Here is a 25,038-nt window from a genome sequence, read left to right on the forward strand (position 1 = left end):
TGATCGCGCATCAGGTGCCGAGCGGAAGGCGGATTTCCGCGGTCAGGCCGATGATCTTTCCCGCCTTGTCATGCCGGTTGGTCAGCGACAGATGCCCGCCATGCTGTTCGGCAATCGCCCGTGCCAGAGTGAGGCCAAGGCCCGCGCCGCCGGTTTCGCGGTTGCGCGATCCTTCGCCGCGTTTGAACGGTTCCATCATGGTGGCAATCTCGCCTTCGGGGATGCCGGGGCCGTTATCGGCAATGCGGATCACCGCCTCGCCTCCCTCGCGCTTGAGCGAGATATGCGGGGTCGCCCCGTAACGCAGCGCGTTGCCGATCAGATTGCGCAATGCGCGGCGCAGCCACGTGGCGCGCAGCTTCATCGGCAGGCGGTCGGTTTCGCCCAGCTCCACCGCGTCACCCATATCCTCGAACTCCTCGACGACAGAGGCGACCAGCGCCGCCAGATCGGTGCGTTCGAGCGGATCGCTGGGCCGCCCTACGCGGGCGAGCGAGAGAATATCGTCGAGCGAGCGGGTGATATCCTCGATCGTATGCGCCATGCGCGCGCGCTCGCCCTCGTCCTCGACCGATTCGATGCGCACGCGCAGCGCGGCCAGCGGCGTCTTGAGATCGTGGCCGATCGCGCCCAGCATCACGTCCTTTTCGTCGATCAGCGCGACAATGCGCGCTTCCATCGCGTTGTGTGCGGTGATCAGGCGGCGCGTATCCTCCGGCCCTGAAGGTTCGAGCTGGCCCGCAATCTGGCGCGTTTCGGCAAATCGTTCGACCCGGTCCGCCAATGCGGCCAGCGGACGGGTGATGCGCCGCAGCAGGATGGCAAGACCGCCCACCAGAATGACATAAAGCAGCAGTGTCTGCGCAATCAGCGCGCCCAGCTGGCCCGGATCGGGCCCGCCCACGGCCCAGCGCGCCACGGTCCATTCGGGGCCGCTGTCGCGCCGCATCGCCGCCACCAACAGGCGCCCCTGCGCCCATTCGGTCCGTTCCTGTTCGCGCAATTGCGCCATGACGAAAGGATCGTTCACCGTGTCGCGCGTCAGCACGATCAGGTCCACCGGCTGCACACCCTGATCGGCGAGGATGGCCTTCAAGGCCGCTTCGCGCTGGCTGTCGCGGACCTCGCCGGGAAGCAGCGGGCTCTCCTCGGTCTTCTGCACCCGCAGCCGCTGCCAGCGGCCCATTGCGGCTGCCCCGCGCCGGTCGGGCTGGCGGAAATCGAACCGGGGTTCGGTGACAAGCTGGAAGGCAAGCGCGTTGAGCGCAATGCCTTCGCGCCGCTGTTCGGATGCGCGGTATTGCAGCACCGCGGAAATGGTCTGCGCCACCATCAGCGCCGCGGCGACCGCCAGCAGCATCTGACCCAGCAGGCTCTTGGGCGCCAGCTTGCGGAACAGGGTGCGCATCAGGTCCGGCTGCTATCCGCGGTTTGCTGCACGCGGCGCACATCGGCAGCGAGGCGGTAGCCACCACCCCACACGGTCTGGATCAGGCGCGGATCGCGGCTGTCCTCCTCCATCTTGCGGCGCAGGCGGCTGACCTGGTTGTCGACCGCGCGGTCGAACAGATGCGCCTCGCGCCCCTGCACCATGTCGAGCAGACGATCGCGGTCGAGCACCTGGCGCGGATGGTCGAGGAAGGCCACCAGCAGGCGAAACTCGGCGGAGGAGATGGGCACCACCGTGCCTTCGGGATCGGTCAGCCGCCGCTTGAGCGGATCGAGCACCCAGCCTTCGAATTCGTACAGCGCATCCGATTCCACAGGCGCCGAGGCACGGCCCGCACGGCGCAGCACCGACCGGATGCGCGCCACCAGCTCGCGCGGCTCGAACGGCTTGACCACATAATCGTCCGCGCCGATTTCCAGCCCCACGATCCGGTCGGTCGCCTCGCCCCGCGCGGTCAGGAAGATCACCGGCAATTGCCGCCCTTCAATCAGATGGCGGCACAGCGACAGACCGTCCTCGCCCGGCATCATGATGTCGAGCAGCACCAGATCGGGCTTTTTTTCCTGCAGGATCGCGCGGGCACGTGCGGCATCGGGCGCCTGCGTCACCACAAAGCCCTGGCGCGTCAGATATTCGGCCAGCGGCTCGCGCAGGCTTGCCTCATCATCAACCAGCAGCAGCCTGATGTCGCTCTCAGTCATACCTTGTCCGGACATCCCCCTCGGTAGCACGGGATTAGCCCATCGCCCGGCTGACGGAAAGAGCAAGGCGGGATCCGTGCCAGATGGCAGAACAACGGGGCCGCGCAATCCGGAAATGGGGGGGGTGGGGTGATGGCGCGGCCCCGCTGCCCATGACCGCATTTCTACCTGCCGCTTGTCGCAGGTCTATGCCATGCAGCCGCGATAATGTCGCAATTTGTCGCAAAGGTTGCGCCGCGCCTAGAGCGGCCGGCAGGCCACCTCAAGCCAAGCCCGATCGGCGCCCGAAAGCTGCGGCCCGATCCGTGCCAGCACCTCGGCATGATAAGCGTTCCACCAGGCGATTTCGTCCGGGGTCAGCAACGCCGTGTCCACCAGCCGCCGGTCGATCGGCGCAAGGGTAAGCGTTTCAAAGCCCAGCCATTCGCCTTCTGCGCCCGGAATGGCCCACGGGACGACCAGCACGAGATTCTCGATCCGGATGCCATAGGCGCCCGTCTTGTAATAGCCCGGCTCGTTGGAAAGGATCATGCCCGCGAGCAATTCCTGCTCTGTCCCCGCCTGCCCGCCTCTCGGCTTGGCGATACGCTGCGGCCCCTCGTGGACGGAAAGGAAGCTGCCGACGCCGTGCCCGGTGCCATGCGCATAATCCACGCCCGCCGCCCACAGGTGCTGGCGCGCCAGCACATCGAGCTGCGATCCGGTGGTGCCAGCCGGAAAAGTCTGCACCGCCAGCGCGATATGCCCTTTCAGAACGCGGGTGAAGCGGTCCTTGACCTCCTCGTCGGGTTCGCCCGGCCCGATCCACACGGTGCGGGTAATGTCGGTGGTGCCGTCGGGATATTGCCCGCCGCTGTCCACCAGATAGACGCTGCCAGGCTGCAGCAGGCGGTTCGTCTCCTCGCTCACCCGGTAATGCACGATTGCCCCGTTGGGGCCCGAACCGCTGATCGTGTCGAACGACAGATCGACCAATTGCCCGCTTGCCTTGCGGAAGGATTCGAGCTGATTGGCGGCGGAAATCTCGTCCACCGTGGCAGTGGGCGCGTGCATATCGAGCCAGTGGAGAAAGCGCGAGACCGCCACTCCATCGCGCAAGTGCGCGGCACGCGTGCCGTCCTGTTCGGCGGGAGTCTTTACCGCCTTGGGCAGCACGGCGGGATCGGCGAGCGGGGCAATCGCGGCCCCAGCCTCTTCGAGCGCGGCGAAGATCGCCGCCACGCTGCGCGCCGGATCGGCTGCCACGCGCTTGCCGGCCAATCCCGCCAGCGCGGCCGTAAACTCCGCCCGGTCCCGCACGCGCACTTCGCTGCCCAGCGCCTGCACGACCTCGGCAGGAACCTTGCCGGGGGCCACGAACCAGTCGGCGCTGCCATCGGCGTGGACGATCAGGAACGACAGCACCACCGGCGTGCGCTCCACATCGGCCCCGCGGACATTGAGCACCCATGCCACGGAGTCCAAGGCGGCAATCACCACCGCGTCGCAAGCCTCGGCGCGCAACCAATCGGCAATCGCGGCGCGCTTTTCCGCGCTGCTGCGCCCGGCCAGCGCATCGCTCTGCACGAAAGCGGGCGCAGCCGATGGCGCGGGGCGATCATCCCACACCGCATCCACCGGATTGCCGTCCACCGGCACCAGCGCAGCCCCGGCCTTGTCCAGTCGCGCCGCCACCGCATCGGCCCAACTGCGCGTGTGCAGCCACGGATCAAAGCCCACTTTGGCACCGGCAGGCACGTTCTCCGCCAGCCATGCGGCAAGCGAATCCTGCGGCACCGACTTGTATTCGTACAGGCGGCCATCGACCTGGTCGCGCACCTGCAGCGTGTAGCGGCCATCAACGAAGATCGCCGCGCCATCCTTCAGCACCGCAACCGTGCCCGCCGATCCGCCAAAGCCAGTGAGCCACGCCAGCCGCTGCGCATAGGCGCCGACATATTCGGACAGATGCTCGTCACTGATCGGCACCACGAACCCGTCCAGCCCGCGCCGGGCAAGCTCCTCGCGCAAGGCCTTGAGTCGGGCATCGTGGGTTTGCATCAACATGGGTCGGATCGCTTTTCGGTTTTATCTGAAACCGGATTGTGTATCACACCCGGCGCATGAAGCCAGTCTAGTCTGGGAGTGGCCCATCTGCCAAGGAACGCCTTTCGCGCATGAAGAACATTGCCCTTGTTGCCGCTGCCCTGCTGGCGCTACCGCCGCTTTCGCAACAGGCAATCGCCCAACCATCCGACGACGGAGCCCGCGTGACCGCAACTGCCCCTACCTCTCCGCCTTTGGCCGAGCAGCGCGAATACAGCTATTCGCGCCACGGCATCACCATTTCCGATCCCTGGCACTGGCTGCGCGACCCATCCTATCCGGTGATCGACGATCCGGATGTGCTGGCCTATCTCAACGCCGAAAACGCCTGGTTCGAAGCGAACATGGCCCCGCATCAGGCACTGGTCGACACGCTGTTTGCGGAAATGCGCGGGCGCATCAAGGAAGACGACGCCACCGTGCCGCAGAAGGATGGCGACTGGCTCTATTGGTCCGAATACGAGGCGGGGAGCGAATACCGCAAATATTACCGCCGTCCCGCTGCCGGCGGCGAGGCGCAGCTCTACCTCGACGCCAATCGGCTGGCCGAGGGGCACGAATATCTCTCGATCAACGACATTTCGATCAGCAAGAACGGCCGCTTCATGGCCTATGCGATCGATACTGACGGGTCGGAACGCTACACTGTGCGGATCAGGGACCTCGAAACGGGCGCAGACCTGCCCGATGTGATCGAAGACACCAACACCTCGCTCATCTGGGCGGCGAACGACACCATGCTCGTCTATGGCGTTGCGAACGAGAACTGGCGCGTCGACAATGTGCGCGTCCACCGCATCGGCACCCCGACCAGCGAGGATGTGGAGATTTACCGCGAGGGCCAGCTAGGCTTCACCGTCTCGGCCACGCTGTCGGGGAACGAGGAATGGCTGATCCTGGCCACCGGCGACAACGAGACGAGCGAGGTGATGCTGCTGCCCGCCGCCGATCCCTTTGCCGCGCCCATCGTCATCCGCCCGCGCCAGACCGGCGTGGAATATGCCGCTGATGTGAAGGACGATACGCTCTACATCCTGCACAATGCCGATCATGTGAATTTCAGCGTGTCCACCGCCTCGCTTGCCAATCCGGGCGAATGGACCACGCTGATCGAAGGGTCGGACGCTTTTTACCTGACGGGCATGGAGCTGTTCCGCGATTTCTTCGTCACCGAAGGACGGCGCGCAGGCCTCGATCAGGTGCAGGTGCGCTATTACGGCGATCCGGTGCGGGTGGAAGAAATCGCCTTTCCCGAAGCCAGCTATTCCGCTGGCCTCTCCGACAATCCCGAATGGGCGGTGGACCGGCTGCGGCTGGGCTATCAATCCATGGTCACGCCGGGCACCGTCTATGATTACCACGTGGCCGACCGGCGGCTGGAAGTGCTGAAGGTGCAGGAAATCCCCTCAGGCTACGATCCCGCGCTCTATCAGGTCGAGAGGCTGGAGATCCCGGCGCGCGACGGCACTCTGGTGCCGGTATCGGTGCTCTCGCGGCGGGATCGGCCAGCGGGCGGGCCGATGCACATCTATGCCTATGGCGCCTATGGCTATGCCGTGCCGCCGGGCTTTTCGACCAACCGGTTCAGCATGGTCGATCGCGGCATGGCCTATGCCATCGCGCATATTCGCGGCGGGGACGATCTGGGGCGGCGCTGGTATCTGCAAGGCAAGATGGAAGAACGCACCAACACCTTCAACGATTTCGTCGATGTCGCGCGCGGCCTGATTGCCCGCGGCTATACATCGGCGGGCCGCATCAGCGCCAGCGGCGGCAGCGCCGGGGGCGAGTTGATGGGCGCGGTGATCAACCGGGCGCCCGAATTGTTCGGCGCGGTGGTGGCGCATGTGCCCTTCGTTGATGTGCTGTCCACCATGCTGGACGAGACACTGCCGCTGACGCCGGGCGAATGGCCCGAATGGGGCAATCCCATCGAGAGCAAGGCCGCCTTCACCCACATCCTCAGCTATTCGCCTTACGATCAGGTGGTCGCGCAGGATTACCCGCCGCTGCTGGTCACCGCTGGGCTTAACGATCCGCGCGTGACCTATTGGGAACCCGCCAAATGGGTCGCCAAGCTGCGCGTGACCAAGACCGATGATAATGTGCTGCTGCTGAAAACCAATATGGGCGCAGGCCATGGCGGGCGGTCGGGCCGGTTCGAAAGCTTGCGCGAGGATGCGGAGGAATATGCCTTCATCCTGTGGCAGCTGGGCATCGATCAATAGGCTGACGCATGGCCAACACCTTCGCCATGACCTTCACCGCCAGGGCCGAGCATATTGACGAGCTGGGCCATGTGAACAACGGCGTGTGGGTGAACTGGATGGAGGAGGTGGCGACCGCGCATTGGCGAAACGATGGCGACCCCGCGCATGTTGCCGCCTATGCCTGGGTCGTCACCCGGCACGAGATCGATTACCGCGGCAATGTGCGGCTGGGCGATACGGTGACTGCGCTGACCGAAATCCGTGAGGGGCCATCGGGCGCGCGGTTTGACCGGCATATCACCTTCACCGACGCGAACGGCAAGCTGCTGGTGCGCGCGCGCACGACATGGGCGATGATCGACCGGGCGACAGGCCGCCTGCTGCGCGTGCCGCCGGAAGTTGCCGCGCCTTTTTTACAGGCGGATTGATCGGGGGCGGAACAGCTTCACACGAAGACACGAAGTTGCCGCCCTTGCGGCAAGGCCGCATTCTGGATCTGGCAACGGTTCGCGTGGCAGATGCTTATCGAAAGAAGCACCTGCGGTGCGGCTCGCCCGACATCTTCGTGTCTTCGTATGCAATCAAAAGGGCGCGACTTTATTCCGTAAACAGCGCCAGATCGATGCTTTCACCCACCGCCTGCAAACCGGCATCGGAACCATGCAGGAAATCGCCCATATGGTATCCCTCGCGCATCGCGGCGGGGTCCGCCGGGTCGGCAAAGGCTGTATCCAGCCGCGTTACCGCATCGAACTCGCCCCCGTTCACGATCCAGTCGTTGATCGTTTGGCGCGCGGCCTCGCCTTCTTCGCTCCAATAGCCGGCGCCCTTATAGGGGCCGATGGGGCTGCCGATGACCTTGATGCCCTTTTCCCGCGCCCGCAGGATCAATTGGCGGTATCCTGCGATCATCTGCGCCGCGTCGATCTGCGGCTGGTCGAGCGTGAAGCCGCCCGGTCCGCCGCGCTGTGTGCCATAGCGGTTGCCGATATCGTTCACGCCGACAAAGATGATGAGATGCGTCACATTGGGCAGTGCCAGCACATCCTCGTCAAACCGGGCGAGCGCGCTTTCGCCCATGCCGGGGGAAAGGACACGGTTGCCTGATATGCCCGCATTGGCGACCGCATATTCCAGCCCTGCCGCCTCCAGCCGGTTGGCAAGGATATCGGGCCATCGCCGGTTCGCGCCGGGCGTGGAGCCGACCCCGTCGGTGATCGAATCGCCTAAGGTCACGATAGTGCCGCGCGCATCAGGGCTGAGCACCTCGACCGTGTGCAGGAAAGCGCGGTAGCCTGCGGTGCTGGCCGCTTCCCACGCCTGCCCCACATGGTTGCCGGGGGCGGATACGGCCAGCGTGTCCTGCCCGGTCAAATGGCAGGTGCACGGGCCAGTGGCTTCGGGCAAATAGAACTCCACCTTGATGCGGGCGAGATCAGGCAGGGTCAGCGCCACGGCATCGCTGGCAAAGGGGCTGCCGCGCGGGATCACCGCGCTTGCCTCTCCGCCAAAGGTCAGCGTGCGGCTGGTGCCGGGGACTTCCGCGCCCGCATCGTCAATCTGGAACAGGCGCGCCGCACCGATGGCAAGCGGACCTGTGCCATAGCGGTTGGTGAAACGCACCCGCAGATGCGTGCCCCCTTCGGACAGGCGCAAGACCTGGCTGATGGTCACATTTTCAAAGCTGGCGGCGGCAAACGGCCCCTGGGTGGAAAGCGGCGCGTGCGGGCTTGCCGTCCAGCTGCCGACCCAGATCCCCTCGCCATCCTGCGCCAGCGCGGGCGCGGCCATCGCCATCGCCATCGCCATCGCCATCGCTGCCGCAGCCAATCCCAGCCCGAAACGCCGCATCCACTCTCTCCCTTGTATCCGCGCCTTGTGCGGCGCTGTGCATGCTAGTCTAGACCCCGCGCCTCAGCGCATCAATCCGCCGATCAGATTGCGAACAAAGCGCCCGGCGATGGAGCCGCCCAGTTCGGTGGCAATGCTGCCCGCCGCGCTGGTGGCGGCGGTGCGCATGGGGTTGGCGCGGCTGGATTTGCCGGTGATCGCGGCGGCGGCGACCGACGCGGCGGAGCCCGCTGCCGCGCCCAGCGCCGCCTTGCCCGCCTTTTCCCAGATCGAGGTGGTCTTGCGCCCGCGCCTGGTCACTTCCTCCTCGCCCTTCTGCGCCACTTCGGCAGCCGTGGCGGCGGCGTCGGCGGCCTTCTGCGCCAGCACTTCGGCCGCACTCTCGCGGTTGACGGGCGTGTCATACTTGCCATCGACAGGGCTGATCGAGCGGATGATGGCGCGCTCCTTCTCGGTCACCGGGCCCAAACGGCTGCGCGGCGGCTTCACAAGCGTGCGCTGCACCACCGATGGCGATCCGTCCTCCAGCAGGGTCGAAACCAGCGCCTCGCCCGTTTTCAGCTCGGTAATCGCCTGTTCCACCTTCAGATCGGGATTGATGCGGAAAGTCTGCGCGGCGGCCTTGATCGCCTTCTGGTCGCGCGGGGTAAAGGCGCGCAGCGCGTGCTGCACCCGGTTGCCCAATTGCCCCGCCACTTCTTCGGGAATGTCGATGGGGTTCTGCGTCACGAAATAGACGCCCACGCCCTTCGACCGGATCAGGCGCACCACGCGCTCGATCGTGTCCTGCAAGGCCTTGGGCGCATCGTCGAACAGCAGGTGGGCCTCGTCAAAGAAGAACACCAGCTTGGGCTTTTCGGGGTCGCCCACTTCGGGCAGGCTTTCGAACAGCTCGGCGAGCAGCCACAGCAGGAAGGTGGCGTAGAGCTTGGGGCTGCGCATCAACTGGTCAGCGGCGAGCACATTGATATAGCCGCGCCCCTGTTCGTCCACTTTCAGGAAGTCGTCGATTTCCAGTGCCGGCTCGCCAAAGAACTGCCCGCCGCCTTGCGAATCGAGCGCGAGCAATTGGCGCTGGATCGTGCCGATCGTCGCCTTGGTCACATTGCCGTATTTTGCCGTCAGCTGCGCGGCATTTTCCGCCGTGTAGACCAGCATGGATTGCAGGTCTTCCAGGTCGAGCAGCAGCATCCCCTGCTCGTCCGCGAAACGGAACACGATGTTGAGCACGCCTTCCTGCGTCTCGTTCAGGTCGAGCAGGCGGGCCAGCAGCAGCGGCCCCATTTCCGACACCGTGGTGCGGATGGGGTGGCCCTGCTGCCCGTAAAGATCCCAGAAGATCACCGGGTTATCGGAATAGGCATAGTCGGTCATGCCCAGTTCGGCGGCGCGCTCTTCCAGCTTGGCGGCGTGCTTGAATGTGGGCGATCCGGCCATGGCGATGCCCGACAGATCGCCCTTCACATCGGCCACGAACACCGGGACGCCTGCGGCAGAAAAGCTTTCGGCAATCCCTTGCAAGGTCACCGTCTTGCCGGTGCCGGTGGCGCCCGCGATCAGCCCGTGCCGGTTGGCGCGCGCCAGAACCAGCGACTGCGTGCCCCCGGTTGCATCCTTGCCGATGAAAATCTCGCCCATGCTGCGCCCCTGTATCCCTGATAACTCAAAAGGAAGCTTGGCGCAGGCAGGGCCGCACGGTCAAGCACCTGCCCTTTCAGGCGATGGACAAGGGCCATTTTGTGGCTAGAGCAGTCGCCTATGTCCGCCCAAAAGCCCTTCGTCCTGCTCGATGATGCCCGCGCCGAGGGGGCGGGCGACGCGCAGCTTTTCGAAAACCCCCGCGCATTGTTCGTGGCGCAGACGCCCGGCGATGTGGCGCGTGTGCTGGCCGAAGCGGATGCGGCGCGGCGCGAAAGCGGCGGTACGCTGGCGGGATATCTTGCCTACGAAGCGGGCCTCGCGCTGGAAGAACGGCTCGCCCCGCTGGCAGACAGCCGCAGCGGCGCGGCCGGCCCGCTGGTCTGGCTGGGCCTGTTTGACGAAGTGACCGCGATCCCCGCCGCCGATATGCCCGGCTGGCTGGAGGAACGCGGCGGCAGCGATCCTGCCAGAATCGGCCCGCTCGACCCGCAGATGTCCACCGGCGCCTATCTTGCCGGGTTCGGACGCCTGCAAGACGCGATCAGGGCGGGCGACATCTATCAGGTCAATTACACGATGATGCTGGCGGGCGCCGCAACCGGGCATCCGCTGGCGATCTACCGCGCCGTGCGCCCCACGGCGCTGGCCGGATATGGCGGGGTGGTATTTGACGGGTCGCACTGGCTTTTGTCGTTCAGTCCCGAACTGTTCTTCACGCTGAAGGGACGCGAGGCGCGGGTAAAGCCGATGAAGGGCACCCGCCCGCGCGGCAACACGGCGGCGGAAGACACAGCCTTTGCCGCCGAGCTGGAAGGTTCGGTGAAAGACCGGGCGGAAAACCTGATGATCGTCGATCTGATGCGCAACGACCTGTCGCGCGTGGCAGTGCCGGGCAGCGTGCGCGTGGAACGCCCCTTTGCCATCGAAAGCTATCCCACGGTGCACCAGATGGTTTCCACCGTGCGCGCCACGCTGGCCGACGGGATGGGCGCGCTCGACATGATGGCCGCTTTGTTTCCCTGCGGATCGATCACCGGGGCGCCCAAGATCCGCGCGATGGAACTGATCAATGAAGTGGAGCGCGACGCGCGCGGCCCCTATTGCGGCGCGATTGGCCGCATCGGCACCGCCGCCGATGGCAGCGCCGATGCCGCCTTCAACGTCGCCATCCGCACCGTGCGCCTGACGCCGGGCGAGAATGACCGGCACAAGGTCGAAGCGGGCGTGGGCGGCGCGATCGTGGCCGACAGCGTGGGCATGGCCGAATGGCGCGAATGTCTGGTCAAGGGTGGCTTCCTGCGCGGCCCCGCATCGGGCGCAGACTTGATCGAATCGATGCGGTTCGACCCCGACGAAGGGATTCCCCTGCTCGAACTGCATCTGGAACGGATGAAGGCCAGCGCGGCGGAATTGGGCTTTGCCTTCGACCGGCACGAAACCCGCAACCGCATTCAGGCGCTGTGCTTTGAACTCGATGCGCCTGCCAAGCTGCGCCTGCTGCTCGCCCGCAATGGCGAGGTGACGCTGGAGGCGCAGCCGCTTGCCGCCGGTGCCCCGCCGCAGGAGGTGCTGTGCGCGGTGATGCCGCTGCCCGTTGTCACCGGCGACTGGCGTTTGCGGCACAAGACCACCGACCGCGCCTTTTACGACGATGCCCGGCGCGCCGCGCAGGACATGGGCGCGCACGAAGTGCTGTTCCTCCGCGATGACGGGCTGCTGACAGAGGCCAGCTATGCCAGCATTTTCGTGGAGCGCGGCGGCAAGCTGCTCACCCCGCCGCTGGCGCTGGGCCTGCTGCCCGGCGTGCTGCGCCGCCATCTGATCGAGGAAGGCCGCGCGGTGGAGGCCGAATTGCGGCTGGAGGATCTGGCCGATGGTTTCTTCCTCGGCAATTCGGTGCGCGGCCTGATGAAAGCGAAACTGCCATGACCCAGCACCTGAGCGAAATGCTCCAGCGGATCGAGGCATCGCCCACCACCGCGATGACCGACCGCGCCATGCAACTGCGCGAGGAAGGCCGCGACATCATCTCGCTGTCGGTGGGCGAACCCGATTTTGCCACGCCCGCCCATGTGATCGACGCGGCCAAGGCGGCGCTGGATGCAGGCGCCACCAAATACACCCCCGTCACCGGCACCATGGCGCTGAAAAAGGCCGCCGTGCTGCATTTCGCGCGCGATCTGGGCATTGCCACCGATCCCGCGCAGGTGATCGTGACCGCAGGCGGCAAGCAGGCGATCTTTCAGGCGATTGCCGCCACGGTGAGCGCCGGGGACGAGGTGATCGTGCCCGCGCCCTGGTGGGTATCCTATCCGCAGATGGTGCGTTTCGCCGGGGGCCGTGTGGTGCCGCTGATCACCCATGCGCACCGCAATTTCCGATTCGATCCGGGCGATGTCGAGGCGCTGATTACCCCGCGCACCAACTGGCTGATGCTCAATTCGCCCGGCAATCCCACCGGCGCGGTCTATCCCGCCGAAATGTTGCTCGGCATTGCCGAGGTGCTGCGCCGCCACCCGCAGGTTCTGGTGCTGTCGGACGATATCTACGCGCCCTTGAATTACACCGATGGCCCGCACGCCACGCTGGCCAACCTTGCGCCCGATCTGGCAGACCGGATCTGCACCGTGTCGGGCGTATCGAAAAGCCACGCGATGACGGGCTTTCGCATCGGGCTTGCCACCGGGCCGCAATGGTTGATCGAGGCGATGGGGCGGCTGCAAAGCAATTCCACCGGCAATCCCGCCGCGGTCAGCCAGGCGGCAGCGGTCGCCGCGCTGGAAGGGCCGCAGGATTTCCTTATCGAATGGCGCGAGATTTTTCGCCGCCGCCGCGATCTGGTGGTCGCCGGCATCAACGCGATCCCCGGCCTCTCCACTCCGGTGCCCGATGGCGCGTTCTACTGCTTCATCGATGCGACGCCGCTGATGCAGCGCTTCGATGGCGACGACAACAAGCTGGCGCTGCATTTGCTGGAAGCAGGCGTGGCGGTGGTTTCGGCTTCGTCCTTCGGCGGCAAGAATGGCTTCCGCATTTCCTTTGCCACGAGCGAGGATGTCCTGGCGGAGGCGATAAGGCGGATTGCGCGCGCGCTGGCATAAGCGTTGCGGCAGCACGCATTTCTCACACGAAGGCACGAAGATGCAGCATTGGCGGCGCAGCCGCTTTCAATGGCGGCCCAGCGCTGCGTTCTGTGAAGTGGCAGGAGGCCTGCGGCGCTCGCACCATCTTCGTGTCTTCGTGTGAAACCCGATAAACGCACAAATCACCTTTCGACACAGTGCCGCCAAACCGTCTATGGGCGCAGGGATGAGCGAATTCACGATCCTGTACGAAGACGGCGAAGCGCTGGTGATTGACAAGCCGGGCGGCCTGCCGATTGACCGGCCGCGCAAGGGCGGCCTCTCGCTGGAGGCGCGGCTGGATGAATTGCGGCTCGGCTTTCAGCGCCAGCCGCAGCCCGCGCACCGGCTCGACACCGATACATCGGGCTGCCTGCTGCTGGCGCGCAATCCCAAGGCGTTGAAGCGCTTCAACCAGGCGTTCGAGAACCGGCAGGTGGGCAAGACCTATCTGGGCATTCTGGCGGGCATTCCGGCAGACAAGGAAGGCACGGTCGAACTGGCGCTCGCCAAGATCAGCAGCGCCGAAAAGGGCTGGCGCACGATCCCGGCGAAGAAGGGCAAGCCCAGTATCACCCATTGGCGCGTACTGGCCGAAGTGGGCGGGCGCGCGCTGGTGGAGTTTCGGCCCGAAACCGGGCGCACGCACCAGATTCGCGTCCACGCCGCCAGCGGCATCGGCATCCCGCTGCTGGGCGATCCGGTCTATGGCACACCTGCCGGATTTGCCCGCACCATGCTGCACGCCAGCCGGATTGAACTGGGCCGCGAGGGCAAGACGCCGATTGCCGCGCATGCGCCGCTTCCGGCCGATTTCGCCAATCTGGGTTTCACCGAGAGCGAATAATGGGCCGCATCCTCGACACCGCGATGGATATTGCCGAGGAAAGCTTCGTCACCGCATCCGGCCCCGGCGGGCAGAATGTCAACAAGGTGGCGACCGCGGTGCAGCTGCGCGTCAACATCTTCGGCCTTGGCCTGCCGCCTGCGGTCTATCACCGGCTGGTCGCGCTGGCGGGGTCGCGGCTGAACCAGAAGGGCGAGATCGTGATCGATGCGCGCCGCTTCCGCACGCAGGAAGCCAACCGCACCGATGCCCGCGCCCGGCTTGCCGAGATGATCGAGGCGGCGCTGAAGGAACCCAAAAAGCGCGCCCGCACCACGGTGAACCGCCCCGGCAAGGTGAAGCGGCTGGCATCCAAGAAAGCGCGCAGCACGGTGAAAGCGGGGCGCGGCAAGGTGGAGTGGTAGGGCATCCATGCCGCCCTCCCCTGCTTGACTTTCCCCCGATTCTCCCGCAATGGCCCGCCCCATGAGGCGGCGCTGCGCGTGCCGCCTGTTGTTTTTTGCGGCTGGTGCCGCGCACAAGCTGTATTGGGAATTGCGACATGGCGAAGCCTGCAACCATCAAGATCCGCCTGAACTCGACCGAGTCGGGGCACTTCTATGTCACCAAGAAGAACCCCCGCAACACGACCGAGAAGATGAGCTTCCGCAAGTACGACCCGATCGTCAAGAAGCACGTCGAATACAAGGAAGGCAAGATCAAGTAAGCGGCGCATCGCTGCCTTGCTGGGCTGGAACGATCCGGTTCAGTGACAGTTCAAGGCCCAGCCGATAAGGATGGCCGGATGAACAGCTTGAAAAAAATCTCCGCTCGCACTCTGGGCGCCGCATCAGCCGGCGCCCTTGCGATTCTTGCGCCGGCTGCGCTTATTGCGCCTGCCGCACCTGCCGCCGCCCAAAGCGCGGCGCAAAACACGCAGATCAACCGCGCCGTGGCTGCGCTGCGCGGCATTACCACGATGCAGGCCGATTTCACGCAGACCGACCGCGCCGGGCGCACCGTGTCGGGCACGCTGACCCTGAAGAATCCGGGCCGCATCCGGTTTGAATACAGCCGCGATGTGAACATGCTGGTCGTGTCCAACGGCAGCACGCTGACACTGGTGGATTACGATGTGCAGCAGGTCGAACGCTATCCGGTGCGCAATTCGCCGCTGGGCGCGCTGCTCGATCCAAACCGCGATGTCGCGCGATTTGGCCGCGTGGTGCCATCGAACAGCCCCGGCGTGATAAGCGTGGCGGTGGCCGATCCGGGCCGTCCCGAAATGCCCGAATTCACGCTGATCTTTGTCGAAAAAGCATCCGCCCCCGGCGGGCTGGAACTGGCAAGCTGGGTGGCGCGCGATGCGCAGAACAACCGCACCACGGTGCGCCTGCGCGGCCACCGTTATGGCCTGGCGGTGGCGGACAGCACCTTCACCTACCGCGACCCGCGCCGCACGACCCGTCGCCCCTGACACTCGGCGCGCGGGCGAAATGTTGGAGGTTTGCGACAAAATGCGATTCCCCATTCATTCAGCGGACAGGCAACGCTCCCTATAGTCAGAAATGCAAGACGGCTGGCGCATTCGGGTTTCCCCCCTGTTGCCCGACCCGCCCTGAAAGCCCGATTGCGAGCGTGACGAACGCTTGAAACGAACCCCCGTCCCACGATGCCCCCGGGACGGGGGTTTTTCATTGGCTGCACAGCGCTTGCGATGCGCGGCCCCGCCACCTAAGCATCGCGGCCATGATCTCTGTCGCCAGCTGGAACATCAACTCGGTCCGCCTGCGCCTGCCGCTGGTGACGCGATTCCTGGCCGAACAGGCACCCGACATTCTGTGCCTGCAGGAAATCAAGTGCCAGGAAAGCCAGTTTCCGCATCATGCGTTTGCCGATCTGGGCTATAACCATATCGTGATCCATGGGCAGAAAGGCTATCACGGCGTTGCCACGGTCAGCCGCATCCCCATCCGCGAAGTGTCGCGCCACGATTGGCAGGCCAATGGCGAAGCGCGCCATGTGGGCGTGGAGCTGCTTGGGCCAGAGGCTGGCGCGCTGGCGGGCATGGTGCTGGAAAATGTCTATGTGCCTGCCGGAGGTGACGAGCCTGATCGCACAATCAACCCCAAATTCGGGCAGAAGCTCGACTTCCTCGAACGCATGACGCGCTGGGCCGAGGCGATCGACCGGCCCACGCTGATCGTGGGCGATTTCAACATCGCACCGCTGGAAAGCGATGTGTGGAGCCACAAGCAATTGCTCAAAGTCGTCAGCCACACCCCGATCGAGGTGGAGACGCTGGCACGGTTCCGCGATGCGCATGGCTGGGCGGATCTGGGCCGCCAGTTCATTCCTGACCCGGCGCGCTATTACAGCTGGTGGAGCTACCGCTCGGCCGATTGGCGCGCGAATGATCGCGGGCGGCGGCTCGACCATATGTGGGCCAGCCCTGATCTGGCGCGGCAGTCGACCGGCCACCGCGTGCTGGAAGATGCGCGCGGCTGGATGCAGCCGTCCGACCATGTCCCGCTGATCACGGAGTTTGCAAGCTGAGCGCTTCGCCACCTTCCCCAAGCCGCCGCGTGGCGCAGGCGGTGGACGCGCTGCGCCATGGCTGGCCGCTGCGCATCGGGAACGCGCCGCTGCTGCTGCCGGTGGAAACCGCCGCCGCGCCGGGTGCTGCATCCACCCGCCTGCTGATTTCCGCCGCACGCGCCGCCACGCTGAAACTGGCGAATCAGCGTGAGGCGGCAGATGGCCATTCGCCCGTGCTGGTGGAAGCGAGCGCGACGCAAGATCTGGCACAGGCGCTCGCCGTGGCCGATCCTTCGCGCGATCTGGATTCCCCGCTCAAAGGCCCGTTTGCAGCGAAGGCGTTGAGTTTCCCGGCCGAAGCGGAGGCGGCGCTGGAACTGGCGCGGATTGCGGGCGTGCTGCCGGCCTTTCTGGTCGATCCCAAGGACGCGGGGGAGCCGGTGACGCTGGAGGCCAGCGATCTGGCGGATTGGGCCACGCCGCAACACCTTACCATCGCCACCCGCGCGCGCCTGCCCGTGGCCGCAAGCGAGGAGGCCGAAATCGTCGCCTTCCGCAAACCCGACGACATGCGTGAGCATGTGGCGCTGGTGATCGGCAATCCCGATTACGGCCGTGCCCCACTGGTGCGGCTGCATTCCGAGTGCCTGACGGGCGACATCTTCGCCAGCCTGAAATGCGATTGCGGCCCGCAATTGCAGGCCGCCCTTCGCCTGATGGCGGCAGAGGCGGCGGGCGGCGGCTGGGGCGTGCTGCTTTACCTAAGGCAGGAAGGGCGCGGCATCGGCCTTGTCAACAAGCTGCGCGCCTATCGCCTGCAGGACGAAGGGTTCGACACGGTGGACGCGAACGCCCGCCTTGGCCTGCCGGTGGAGGCGCGCGATTTTGCCACGGCGGCGCGGATGCTGGAACTGCTGGGGGTGGAGGCGGTGCGCCTTCTCACCAACAATCCGGCCAAGGTGGATGCGCTGGCGGCGGCGGGTGTGACGGTGGCCGAACGCGTGGCGCACCAATTGCCCGCCAACCCGCACAACGCCCGCTATCTGGCCACCAAGCGCGACCGGACCGGGCATTTGCTGGGGTAGCGCGGGCCTAAGCCTACCGTATCTCGTACTGCGTCAGCCCGCGGCCCAGCGCATTGCTGGTGATCTGCTGCACTTCGCCTGACCAGTCGGCCACGAACACGGTGTTGCGATCGACGCCGGGAGCCAGCCGCGCGGTGTTGCCCGCCACCACGAGGCCTGCGCTCGAATAATCGCGGCTTTCGGGCGCGACCGCGATGAAGGCGGAGTAATTTTCCTTGTCGCGTCCCTGCACGAACCAGTTGTTGCTGATCTGGCCGCTCGCGCCTGCGGGCAGGTCGATCATGTAATTGGTGCCGCGCCCGCCCGCATCGTCAAAGCTGTTGCTGGCGATTTCCACGCGCGGCGCGCGGGCCTTCAGGTAATGACCGCCGCGCCCCTGTTCGAACCGGCTGTTGGTGATGCGCACCAGACCCAGCGCGCCGGTATAGATCGAATGCGCGCAGCCGCCCGATCCCTCGCAGGTGCCAAGACGGGTGAAGGTCGAATGGTCGACCACCAGCGTCGCGGTTTCGGCATTGGCCGTCAGGATACCCTGCTGGCTGTCGCGGAACCAGCTTTGCGCCACGGTCAGGTCGCCCGCCTCCATGCGGATGCCCGCGCCGTTGTAATCGCGCACGCGCATGTTCTGGAAGACGAGGCCCGATACCTGCGCCGACCGTCCGCGCAGCACCAGCGCCGCCTTGCCTTCGCATGTCACCGCATCGAACACCGCCTGCCCCGGCTGGGTAGCGAGATAGGCGATCTCGCCCGCGCTCTGCACCGCGCATTGGCGGTGATTGCCCGGCGCAATCGCGATTGTGCCGCGCCCGTCGCCGATCGAGTCAACCGCGGCCTGCAGATTGGCAAAGCCCTGGCCCGTCTCCACCACGGTGAAGGGGGCAGGCGAGCCTTGCGCCAGCAAAGCGGCGGGAATAGCGGCGGCAGCGGCAAGCGCGGCAAGTGCGGAGAGGCGTTTCATGGCCTGCACCTATAACCCGGCGCGGGTTAACAGGCGGAAAAGGCGGGCATCACCTCCGCCCCGAACAGCCGGGCCGACCGGGTGACTTCGGCCACGGTCATGTCGCCAAATGCCAGTTGCGCCACGCTGTAGGTATAGCCGCCCGCCGCAATGTCGCCTTCAAGGAAAGCGCGCACGGTGGCGGGCGATCCGGCGCAGGCGCTGCCCGCAGCTTGCAGCGCGGCCCAGTCGGCGGGAAAGCGGCTGACGATGGGGTTAGCCACGCCCTGAACTTCCCACAAATGCGCAAAGCTCGCGCGCCAGCGGGCAAAGGCGCGGGTGGCAATGCTTCGCGCCTCGGCATCGGTATCCGCCACCACAATATGCCGCCCCGCGCCGATCAGCGGCATGGCCGCCGGATCGCCGCCGCTTTCCGCATAGGCCGTGCGGTAGCTCGCTACCAATTGGCGCAAGGGTTCGCCCGCCAGCAGCGTGACCATGTTGAGCCGCTCTTTCGCGCAGCGCTCCACCGATCCAGGCGAGTTCGTGCCATACCACAAGGGCGGGCGCGGCGTCTGGGTGGGGCGCTGCGGCACGGGAACGCGATTGAAGGTGTAGAAGCGGCCCGTGTGCTCCACTGTGTCGCTTTCCAGCGCTTTCAGCACCACCGCCAGCGTTTCGGCGGCGCGCTCCTCCTGCTCGGCCATGTCGACGCCGTAGAAGCCCATTTCGATGGGACTGATTCCGCGCCCGTAACCGAATTCGAGCCGCCCGCCCGACAGCGCATCGAGCATGGCGATCTCCTCAGCGAGGCGCAGCGGGTGGTAAAGCGGCAGGAGGAAAACCAGCGGGCCAAACCGGATGGTTTTCGTGCGCTGGCTCAGCGCGGCGAGATAGACCGCAGGCGACGGCGCATGGCCCAGCGGGGTGCCGTGATGTTCGGCCACGTGATAGGCATGAAACCCCGCTTCCTCGAACGCGGTGACCATCTGCAGGCGGGCTTCCAGATGATTGGCCAGCGGCAGGCCGGAATCATCCACATGGTCGAAAATGCCGAACTTCATTGCGCCGCCTCTCCCCATGATCGGGAAGCCGCGCCCTTTAGCGTCGGCCTTTATCCCGCTCACGCTCGCGCTTGAGCGCCAGCAATTCATCGAGGTTGATAACCTCTGCCCGCGCCAGCATCCAGCGGATCATGGCAATCGCCCAGATCGCGGGGACAAGGATGAAGCCTGCGGTGATCTGGCCCACAAACGTCTCGTCATCCGGGCGGCCTGCCACGATCCAGACATAGAGGCCCGACAGCAGCGCGTAAGACAGCATCCACATCGCGGTCAGCCGCCAGCCTTCGCCGCCGCGCGGCATGATCTTCATCGCCCAGCGTCCCTGCCGGTAACAGACGAAAGGCTTGTCCTTGTCCGCCATCCTCTACTCCCCTTTTCTGGGCCGCCCGCGCCGGGGGGCCTCGCTCTGCTCGACACGGATGCCCCGCCGCCCCAAGGCCTCGCGCAACAGCACCTCGATCTCGGCATTGACCGAGCGGAAATCGGCCGCCGCGACCCTTTCCAGCGCCGCATACAGGGCGGGATCGAGCCGCAGGGGAAAAGGCTTTTTGGGGCTTGCGGGCATGGTGCAGATTACTGGTAGAGTGTGCCCGTGTTCACCACCGGCTGCGTGTCGCGGTCGCCCACCAGCACCACCATCAGATTGCTGACCATCGCGGCGCGCCGTTCGTCATCGAGATTGACGATGCCATCGGCCGACAGCTTGTCGAGCGCCATTTCCACCATGCTCACCGCGCCCAGCACCAGCTTGGCGCGCGCGGCGATCACCGCTTCGGCCTGTTGGCGGCGCAGCATCGCGCCCGCGATTTCGGGGGCATAGGCAAGGTGAGTCAACCCCGCCTCGTCCACCACGATGCCCGCCACTCTCAGCCGGTCGTTGAGTTCGGCCTGCAATTCGGCGTTGATGACATCGGCGCTGCCGCGCAAAGTGGTCTCGTCCTCCTCGCTCATATCGTCATAGGGGTGACGCGCGCCCACGGTGCGCAGCGCGGCCTCGATCTGGATGTTCACGAATTCGCGGTAATCATCGACATCGAACACCGCCTGCGCGGTATCGGATACGCGCCACACGACATTGCAGGCAATCTCCACCGGATTGCCGCGCAGATCGTTGATCTTCACGCGTTCGGAATGGACATTGTTGGCGCGCACCGACACCTTGGTGCGCCCCATCCACGGCCAGATCCAGCGCAGGCCCGTTGTCCGGTCGGTGCCGCGATAGGCGCCGAACAGCGTGATGACGCGGCCCTGATTGGGCTGGATCATGAAGAAACCGGGCAGGATCAGCAGCGCGGCAATGCCCGAAAGGATCAGCAACCAGCCCCTGAACGCGCTGGGCGCATCAGGTTCCAGAGTGATGATGTTCCAAAAAAACAGCAGCACCGCGGCCAGCAGAATGCCCGCCGCGGCATAGCCGTTGAACGTGCTTGCCGCCTTCTCCTTGCTGGTGTTCATCCCCAGTGAAAACTCTGCCATCGATACCCCCTGCGATTGATACTAATATGATATCATATTTATCTAACCGGAGCGGCTAGGCAAGCGGAATCGGTCAGTAGGCACGGATTACCGCGAGGAACTGCCTGCCATAGGCTTCCAGCTTGCGCGCGCCGATGCCGGGCAGCGCGCCCAGCTCCGTCAGGGTAGAGGGGCGCGCCAAAGCGATTTCGCGCAAGGTGGCATCGTGGAAAATCACGAAAGGGGGCACGCCCGCTTCCTGCGCCAGTTCGCGGCGCAAGGCGCGCAGCGCCTCGAACAGCGGATTGCCCACCGGGTTTGCCGCCGCGCCGGGGGACGCGCGCCGACCTTTGCGGGCAGCCCGCTCTGCCGTGCGCGCAATCGCCACCGGCATCTCGCCTTTCAGGATCGCGCGCGCATCGCCGCCCAGCGCGAGCCCCCCATGCTCGGTCGCCACCAGAGTGCCGCGTGCCTGAAGTGTGCGCACCAGCGGCTGCAACAGCGGCGCCTCGTCCGCGCCGACAATGCCGAAGACCGACAGCCGGTCATGCCCGCGTGCAGTGACCCGTTCGTCGCTCACGCCGGTCAGCACTTTCTGGACATGACCAAAGCCAAAACTCTGCCCGGTGCGATACACGGCGGAGAGCAACTTGCGCGCCAGTTCGGTGGCATCGATCATGGCGGGCGGGTCGAGGCAGTTGTCGCAATTGCCGCAGGATTGCGGCGGTTCCTCGCCAAAATGGCGCAGCAGCAGCGCCCGGCGGCATTGCGGCGTTTCGACCAGCGCCGCCAGCGCATCGAGCCGCTTGCGCTCCCCCTGCTGGCGCGCCTCCTCCACCTCGGCAACACGCTGGCGCGCCGCGACGAAATCGCCCGCGCCCCAGAACATCACCGCCAGCGCCGGATCGCCATCGCGCCCCGCGCGGCCGGTTTCCTGGTAATAGGCTTCGATCGATTTGGGGATGCCCGCATGGGCGACAAAGCGGACATCGGGCTTGTCGATGCCCATGCCAAAGGCGATGGTGGCGACCATCACCATATCCTCGCTCGCCACGAAAGCTGCCTGGTTTTCCGCGCGCTCCTCTGCCGGAAGACCGGCGTGATAGGGGCGCACTTCGCGGCCCGTGGCGCGTTCCAGCTGCGCGGCCAGTTCCTCCACCTTGCGGCGCGTGGGGGCATAGATGATGCCCGGCCCCGGCTCCTCCTCCATCAGCTGCGCCAATTGCGCGGGCACCGATTGCCGGTGGCGAATGGCATAGCGGATATTGGGCCGATCAAACCCCGCCACCACCATGCCTTCGGCGGGAATGCCCAGCTGTTCCAGAATATCGGCGCGGGTATGCGCATCGGCGGTGGCGGTCAGGGCAAGGCGTGCGGCACCCGGAAAGCCGTCCATCAGCGGGCGCAGCAGGCGGTAATCGGGGCGGAAATCATGCCCCCATTCGGATACGCAATGCGCCTCGTCCACCGCGAACAGCGCCACCCGGCCGCGATTGAGCAGATCGCGAAAGCCCGGCTGGCTGGCGCGTTCGGGCGCAACATAGAGCAGGTCGAGCGCGCCATTGCAGAACGCGTCCGCCGTCTCGCGCCAGTCGGCATCCGCGCTGGTCAGCGCAGCGGCGGCAATGCCGTTGGCGCGCGCGCTGCGCAGCTGGTCATGCATCAGCGCGATCAGCGGGGAGATGACGACGCATGTCCCATCCAGCAGCGCGGCGGGCAATTGGTAGGTCAGCGACTTGCCCGCGCCGGTGGGCATGACGGCCAGCGTCGATTGCCCGCCCAGCACACGCGCCACCACCTGTTCCTGCACCCCGCGAAAGCTGTCAAAGCCGAAAATCCGGCGCAGAGCGGCGCGCGCCTCGTCCATTTGCGTGGCAGGGGAGATCGGGGAATCCATGCCGCCCCGCTTGGCACAGCCGGCGCAGGGCCGAAACCGTGCAACTGGCCGTTATCGGCGATTTTCTTGTGCGCAGCGCTGGGCTATTGAGATGGCACGCCCATTACAGGAGTATGCCACAATGAAGACCACATTCGCCGTCCGCCTCGCCTTCAGCGCTCCGCTGGCTCTGGCGCTGGCCGCCTGCGGTTCCGCCACTGACGCGTCGGAAGATGCGCTGGCCGACAATGTTGAACTGCCTGCCGATGAGAGCCTGGCCGGCACGCCTGCCCCGGTGGCGGACGAGGCGGCGCTGGTGGAAGGCGCCGCCGCGACAGAAGGCGAAGCAGCTGATGCGGCGGCAGAAGCCGAAGCCATGGTTGCGGCCGACGCTCCCGCCGCCCCGGCGGCCGAGTGATCCGCGCCCTTGCCCCGCTGGCTGCCTGCCTGGTGCTGGCGGCGTGCGGCGCAGCCGACACCGATCCCGGCCCCGGCGGGGTGAGCGTGGGCGAAGCGCGTGCGCTGGACGAAGCGGCGGAAATGCTCGACCAGCAGCGCCTGCCCGCCGAAGCGCTGGAGGAGCCGGAAACGCCGGAAAACCCCGCGCCATGATCGGGCACTGCTCCGCAAAATAGGAAAGGGCCGGCCCCGCGCGGTGCGGAACCGGCCCTGATCCTGTGCTGCACCCCGAAAGGTGCAGGCAGCAGCAGCTTACTGAGCCGGAGCAGCTTCAGCCGGAGCGGCTTCAGCCGGAGCAGCTTCTTCCATGGCGCCTTCAACCGGAGCAGCTTCAGTCGGAGCAGCTTCAGCCGGAGCGGCTTCAGCCGGAGCAGCTTCTTCCATCGCGGGCTCTTCCACGGGAGCTTCTTCAGCAGCTTCTTCCGAAGCGCAGGCAGCCAGGCCCATGGTCAGCACGGCAGCAGCAGCGACAGCAACGATCTTCTTCATGTGTTTTCCCCTTCAATAAACCAGGGCGATTTGCGCCACCCATCGAAGGGGCAAGCACCCCTTCGCCGCGCTGCTTAGCGCATTTCGCCGCGCTGCAACAGATTAACTGCGAACAGTAGAAAAAATGCCCCAGCAAAAGACACCAGCAGCGCTTCCACGCTGTAGGCCCCGCGCAGGATATTCCCCAATCCGATCAACGGGTTGATGACTATTCCAGCGAGAATTGCCCCGCCTACCCCGCTGGCAAGGTTCACCAAAAGGTTCCGCGTCTGCCCTGTCTGCAGGATGATCGTCGCCAACCATCCCAGCACCAGGCCGAGCAGGATGAGGAAAATCAGCCCCATGATGGAAAGTTCCGCTGCGTCATTCCGGTAAAACGCGGCGGATAGATGCTTGTTCCGTTCTTCCCGCCGCGCCTGTTACCGCATTGTCAGCCAGATCAGCGCCACCGCGCCGATCACGATGCGATACCAGGCAAAGGGCGTGAAGCCGTGCCGGCTGACATAGGCGACGAACAGCCGAATCACGATCAGCGCCACGATGAAGCTGACGGCGAATCCGATCGCAATCTCGCTCCAGCCGATGCGGGTTGTGCCATCCATCAGATCGTCCCCGTTCTGGAAAAGCTCCAGCGCGGTCGCCCCGATCATCGTGGGTACGGCAAGAAAGAAGGAGAACTCTGCCGCGGTCTTGCGGTTCACGCCCATGGCGAGCGCACCCATGATCGTGGCGCCCGACCGGCTGACGCCGGGGATCATCGCCGTGCATTGCGCAATTCCGATGCCGATCACCTGCTTCAGCGGCAAGTCGCTGACCGCCACTTCCTCGCCCGGCTTGGCGATCTTCTCGATTGCGATAATGGCCATCCCGCCCAGAATCAGCGCCCAGCCGACCAATTCCGGACTGCCGAGCATCACATCAATATAATCCTTGAACACCAGGCCCAGCACAGCGCTGGGCATGAAGGCAATCAGGATATTGCGCGCAAAGCGCAGGCCCGCCGGTTCCAGCCGCAGCACGCCCATCCCTGCGTTCCAGAACGTGCCCCAATACTGATACACCACCGCCAGTATCGCGCCGAGCTGGATCACCACATTGAACATCGCCCATTCGGCCGCGTCATAGCCGAACATTTCCGATGCCAGAATGAGGTGGCCGGTGGAGGAGACAGGGAGGAATTCGGTCAGCCCCTCGACAATGCCGAGAAGGATTGCGGTGAGGGTCGTGTCCATTGCTGCTGCGATGCGGC

At 65.6% G+C, this 25,038-nt stretch carries 26 protein-coding genes; 12 read left to right on the forward strand and 14 right to left on the reverse strand.

The window, feature by feature from the left end; translation table 11 throughout:
• Positions 1–10: 10 nt before the first annotated feature.
• The 3 genes from WFP39_RS04595 to WFP39_RS04605 form a co-directional block, all read right to left on the reverse strand.
• Positions 11–1,408: a sensor histidine kinase gene (locus WFP39_RS04595; protein ID WP_336917967.1), complete on the reverse strand. Its 1,398-nt coding sequence runs from the start codon at positions 1,406–1,408 to the stop codon at positions 11–13.
• On the reverse strand, positions 1,408–2,151 hold the full coding sequence (locus tag WFP39_RS04600) for a response regulator (RefSeq protein ID WP_336917968.1): 744 nt from the start codon (positions 2,149–2,151) through the stop codon (positions 1,408–1,410). Before WFP39_RS04600 ends, WFP39_RS04595 begins: the two co-directional genes overlap by 1 nt.
• A 240-nt stretch (positions 2,152–2,391) precedes the next feature.
• Positions 2,392–4,191, reverse strand: coding sequence for an aminopeptidase P family protein (locus WFP39_RS04605; RefSeq protein ID WP_336918083.1), 1,800 nt, complete (start codon positions 4,189–4,191; stop codon positions 2,392–2,394).
• A gap of 116 nt (positions 4,192–4,307) precedes the next feature.
• Between WFP39_RS04605 and WFP39_RS04610 the strand changes: the two genes are divergently transcribed.
• Both WFP39_RS04610 and WFP39_RS04615 read left to right on the forward strand, forming a co-directional pair.
• The gene (locus tag WFP39_RS04610) at positions 4,308–6,464 is read left to right on the forward strand and encodes a S9 family peptidase (RefSeq protein WP_336917969.1); all 2,157 of its coding nucleotides are present in this window, start codon (positions 4,308–4,310) and stop codon (positions 6,462–6,464) included.
• A gap of 8 nt (positions 6,465–6,472) precedes the next feature.
• Entirely contained in the window at positions 6,473–6,874 is a 402-nt protein-coding gene (locus WFP39_RS04615) for an acyl-CoA thioesterase (RefSeq protein WP_336917970.1), read from the forward strand.
• A gap of 169 nt (positions 6,875–7,043) precedes the next feature.
• On the opposite strand, the gene WFP39_RS04620 is transcribed toward WFP39_RS04615, so the two are convergent.
• Positions 7,044–8,297, reverse strand: coding sequence for an SGNH/GDSL hydrolase family protein (locus WFP39_RS04620; RefSeq protein WP_336917971.1), 1,254 nt, complete (start codon positions 8,295–8,297; stop codon positions 7,044–7,046).
• A gap of 63 nt (positions 8,298–8,360) precedes the next feature.
• Positions 8,361–9,935: a helicase HerA-like domain-containing protein gene (locus WFP39_RS04625; protein ID WP_336917972.1), complete on the reverse strand. Its 1,575-nt coding sequence runs from the start codon at positions 9,933–9,935 to the stop codon at positions 8,361–8,363.
• Positions 9,936–10,055: 120 nt separating this feature from the next.
• Between WFP39_RS04625 and pabB the strand changes: the two genes are divergently transcribed.
• From pabB to ribA, 8 genes are all read left to right on the forward strand, one after another.
• On the forward strand, positions 10,056–11,867 hold the full coding sequence (gene pabB, locus WFP39_RS04630) for an aminodeoxychorismate synthase component I (protein WP_336917973.1): 1,812 nt from the start codon (positions 10,056–10,058) through the stop codon (positions 11,865–11,867).
• Positions 11,864–13,039, forward strand: coding sequence for a pyridoxal phosphate-dependent aminotransferase (locus tag WFP39_RS04635; RefSeq protein ID WP_336917974.1), 1,176 nt, complete (start codon positions 11,864–11,866; stop codon positions 13,037–13,039). The genes pabB and WFP39_RS04635 overlap by 4 nt, the downstream gene beginning before the upstream one ends.
• Before the next feature lie 208 nt (positions 13,040–13,247).
• Positions 13,248–13,907, forward strand: a complete 660-nt coding sequence (locus WFP39_RS04640) for an RluA family pseudouridine synthase (protein ID WP_336917975.1) — start codon at positions 13,248–13,250, stop codon at positions 13,905–13,907.
• Complete coding sequence (arfB, locus tag WFP39_RS04645) at positions 13,907–14,311, forward strand: alternative ribosome rescue aminoacyl-tRNA hydrolase ArfB (RefSeq protein WP_336917976.1); 405 nt, start codon at positions 13,907–13,909, stop codon at positions 14,309–14,311. The genes WFP39_RS04640 and arfB overlap by 1 nt, the downstream gene beginning before the upstream one ends.
• Positions 14,312–14,448: 137 nt before the next feature.
• Complete coding sequence (rpmG, locus tag WFP39_RS04650; protein WP_336917977.1) at positions 14,449–14,613, forward strand: 50S ribosomal protein L33; 165 nt, start codon at positions 14,449–14,451, stop codon at positions 14,611–14,613.
• A gap of 78 nt (positions 14,614–14,691) precedes the next feature.
• Positions 14,692–15,363, forward strand: coding sequence for a LolA family protein (locus WFP39_RS04655; protein ID WP_336917978.1), 672 nt, complete (start codon positions 14,692–14,694; stop codon positions 15,361–15,363).
• Between the two features lie 272 nt (positions 15,364–15,635).
• Positions 15,636–16,442 carry an exodeoxyribonuclease III gene (locus tag WFP39_RS04660; protein ID WP_336917979.1) on the forward strand — a complete coding sequence of 269 codons (807 nt, stop codon included), beginning with the start codon at positions 15,636–15,638 and terminating at the stop codon, positions 16,440–16,442.
• A 29-nt stretch (positions 16,443–16,471) separates the two neighbouring features.
• A complete protein-coding gene (gene ribA / locus WFP39_RS04665) occupies positions 16,472–17,509 on the forward strand; it encodes a GTP cyclohydrolase II (protein ID WP_336917980.1) in 1,038 nt (345 codons plus the stop codon).
• 13 nt (positions 17,510–17,522) lie between these two features.
• On the opposite strand, the gene WFP39_RS04670 is transcribed toward ribA, so the two are convergent.
• The 6 genes from WFP39_RS04670 to recQ all read right to left on the reverse strand — a co-directional run bounded on the left by WFP39_RS04670 (position 17,523) and on the right by recQ (position 22,862).
• Positions 17,523–18,467, reverse strand: a complete 945-nt coding sequence (locus WFP39_RS04670; protein WP_336917981.1) for a right-handed parallel beta-helix repeat-containing protein — start codon at positions 18,465–18,467, stop codon at positions 17,523–17,525.
• A 26-nt stretch (positions 18,468–18,493) separates the two neighbouring features.
• Positions 18,494–19,510 (reverse strand): LLM class flavin-dependent oxidoreductase, encoded by a 1,017-nt coding sequence (locus tag WFP39_RS04675; RefSeq protein ID WP_336917982.1) that lies wholly within the window; start codon positions 19,508–19,510, stop codon positions 18,494–18,496.
• 37 nt (positions 19,511–19,547) lie between these two features.
• Positions 19,548–19,871 carry a hypothetical protein gene (locus WFP39_RS04680; RefSeq protein WP_336917983.1) on the reverse strand — a complete coding sequence of 108 codons (324 nt, stop codon included), beginning with the start codon at positions 19,869–19,871 and terminating at the stop codon, positions 19,548–19,550.
• A 3-nt stretch (positions 19,872–19,874) separates the two neighbouring features.
• A complete protein-coding gene (locus WFP39_RS04685; RefSeq protein WP_336917984.1) occupies positions 19,875–20,075 on the reverse strand; it encodes a type II toxin-antitoxin system antitoxin in 201 nt (66 codons plus the stop codon).
• A gap of 8 nt (positions 20,076–20,083) precedes the next feature.
• Positions 20,084–20,986 carry an SPFH domain-containing protein gene (locus WFP39_RS04690; protein ID WP_336917985.1) on the reverse strand — a complete coding sequence of 301 codons (903 nt, stop codon included), beginning with the start codon at positions 20,984–20,986 and terminating at the stop codon, positions 20,084–20,086.
• 73 nt (positions 20,987–21,059) lie between these two features.
• Positions 21,060–22,862, reverse strand: a complete 1,803-nt coding sequence (gene recQ, locus WFP39_RS04695; protein ID WP_336917986.1) for a DNA helicase RecQ — start codon at positions 22,860–22,862, stop codon at positions 21,060–21,062.
• A 121-nt stretch (positions 22,863–22,983) separates the two neighbouring features.
• Between recQ and WFP39_RS04700 the strand changes: the two genes are divergently transcribed.
• Together WFP39_RS04700 and WFP39_RS04705 are read left to right on the forward strand one after the other, a co-directional pair.
• A complete protein-coding gene (locus WFP39_RS04700) occupies positions 22,984–23,259 on the forward strand; it encodes a hypothetical protein (protein ID WP_336917987.1) in 276 nt (91 codons plus the stop codon).
• Positions 23,256–23,453, forward strand: coding sequence for a hypothetical protein (locus WFP39_RS04705; protein ID WP_336917988.1), 198 nt, complete (start codon positions 23,256–23,258; stop codon positions 23,451–23,453). Before WFP39_RS04700 ends, WFP39_RS04705 begins: the two co-directional genes overlap by 4 nt.
• 99 nt (positions 23,454–23,552) lie before the next feature.
• On the opposite strand, the gene WFP39_RS04710 is transcribed toward WFP39_RS04705, so the two are convergent.
• The 3 genes from WFP39_RS04710 to WFP39_RS04720 all read right to left on the reverse strand — a co-directional run bounded on the left by WFP39_RS04710 (position 23,553) and on the right by WFP39_RS04720 (position 25,021).
• The gene (locus tag WFP39_RS04710; RefSeq protein WP_336917989.1) at positions 23,553–23,789 is read right to left on the reverse strand and encodes a hypothetical protein; all 237 of its coding nucleotides are present in this window, start codon (positions 23,787–23,789) and stop codon (positions 23,553–23,555) included.
• A 74-nt stretch (positions 23,790–23,863) separates the two neighbouring features.
• Positions 23,864–24,133 (reverse strand): GlsB/YeaQ/YmgE family stress response membrane protein, encoded by a 270-nt coding sequence (locus WFP39_RS04715; RefSeq protein WP_336917990.1) that lies wholly within the window; start codon positions 24,131–24,133, stop codon positions 23,864–23,866.
• A gap of 75 nt (positions 24,134–24,208) precedes the next feature.
• The gene (locus tag WFP39_RS04720; protein ID WP_336917991.1) at positions 24,209–25,021 is read right to left on the reverse strand and encodes an undecaprenyl-diphosphate phosphatase; all 813 of its coding nucleotides are present in this window, start codon (positions 25,019–25,021) and stop codon (positions 24,209–24,211) included.
• Between the last annotated feature and the right edge of the window lie 17 nt (positions 25,022–25,038).

This window comes from Alteraurantiacibacter lauratis (genome assembly GCF_037154155.1).
GTDB lineage: Bacteria > Pseudomonadota > Alphaproteobacteria > Sphingomonadales > Sphingomonadaceae > Alteraurantiacibacter > Alteraurantiacibacter lauratis.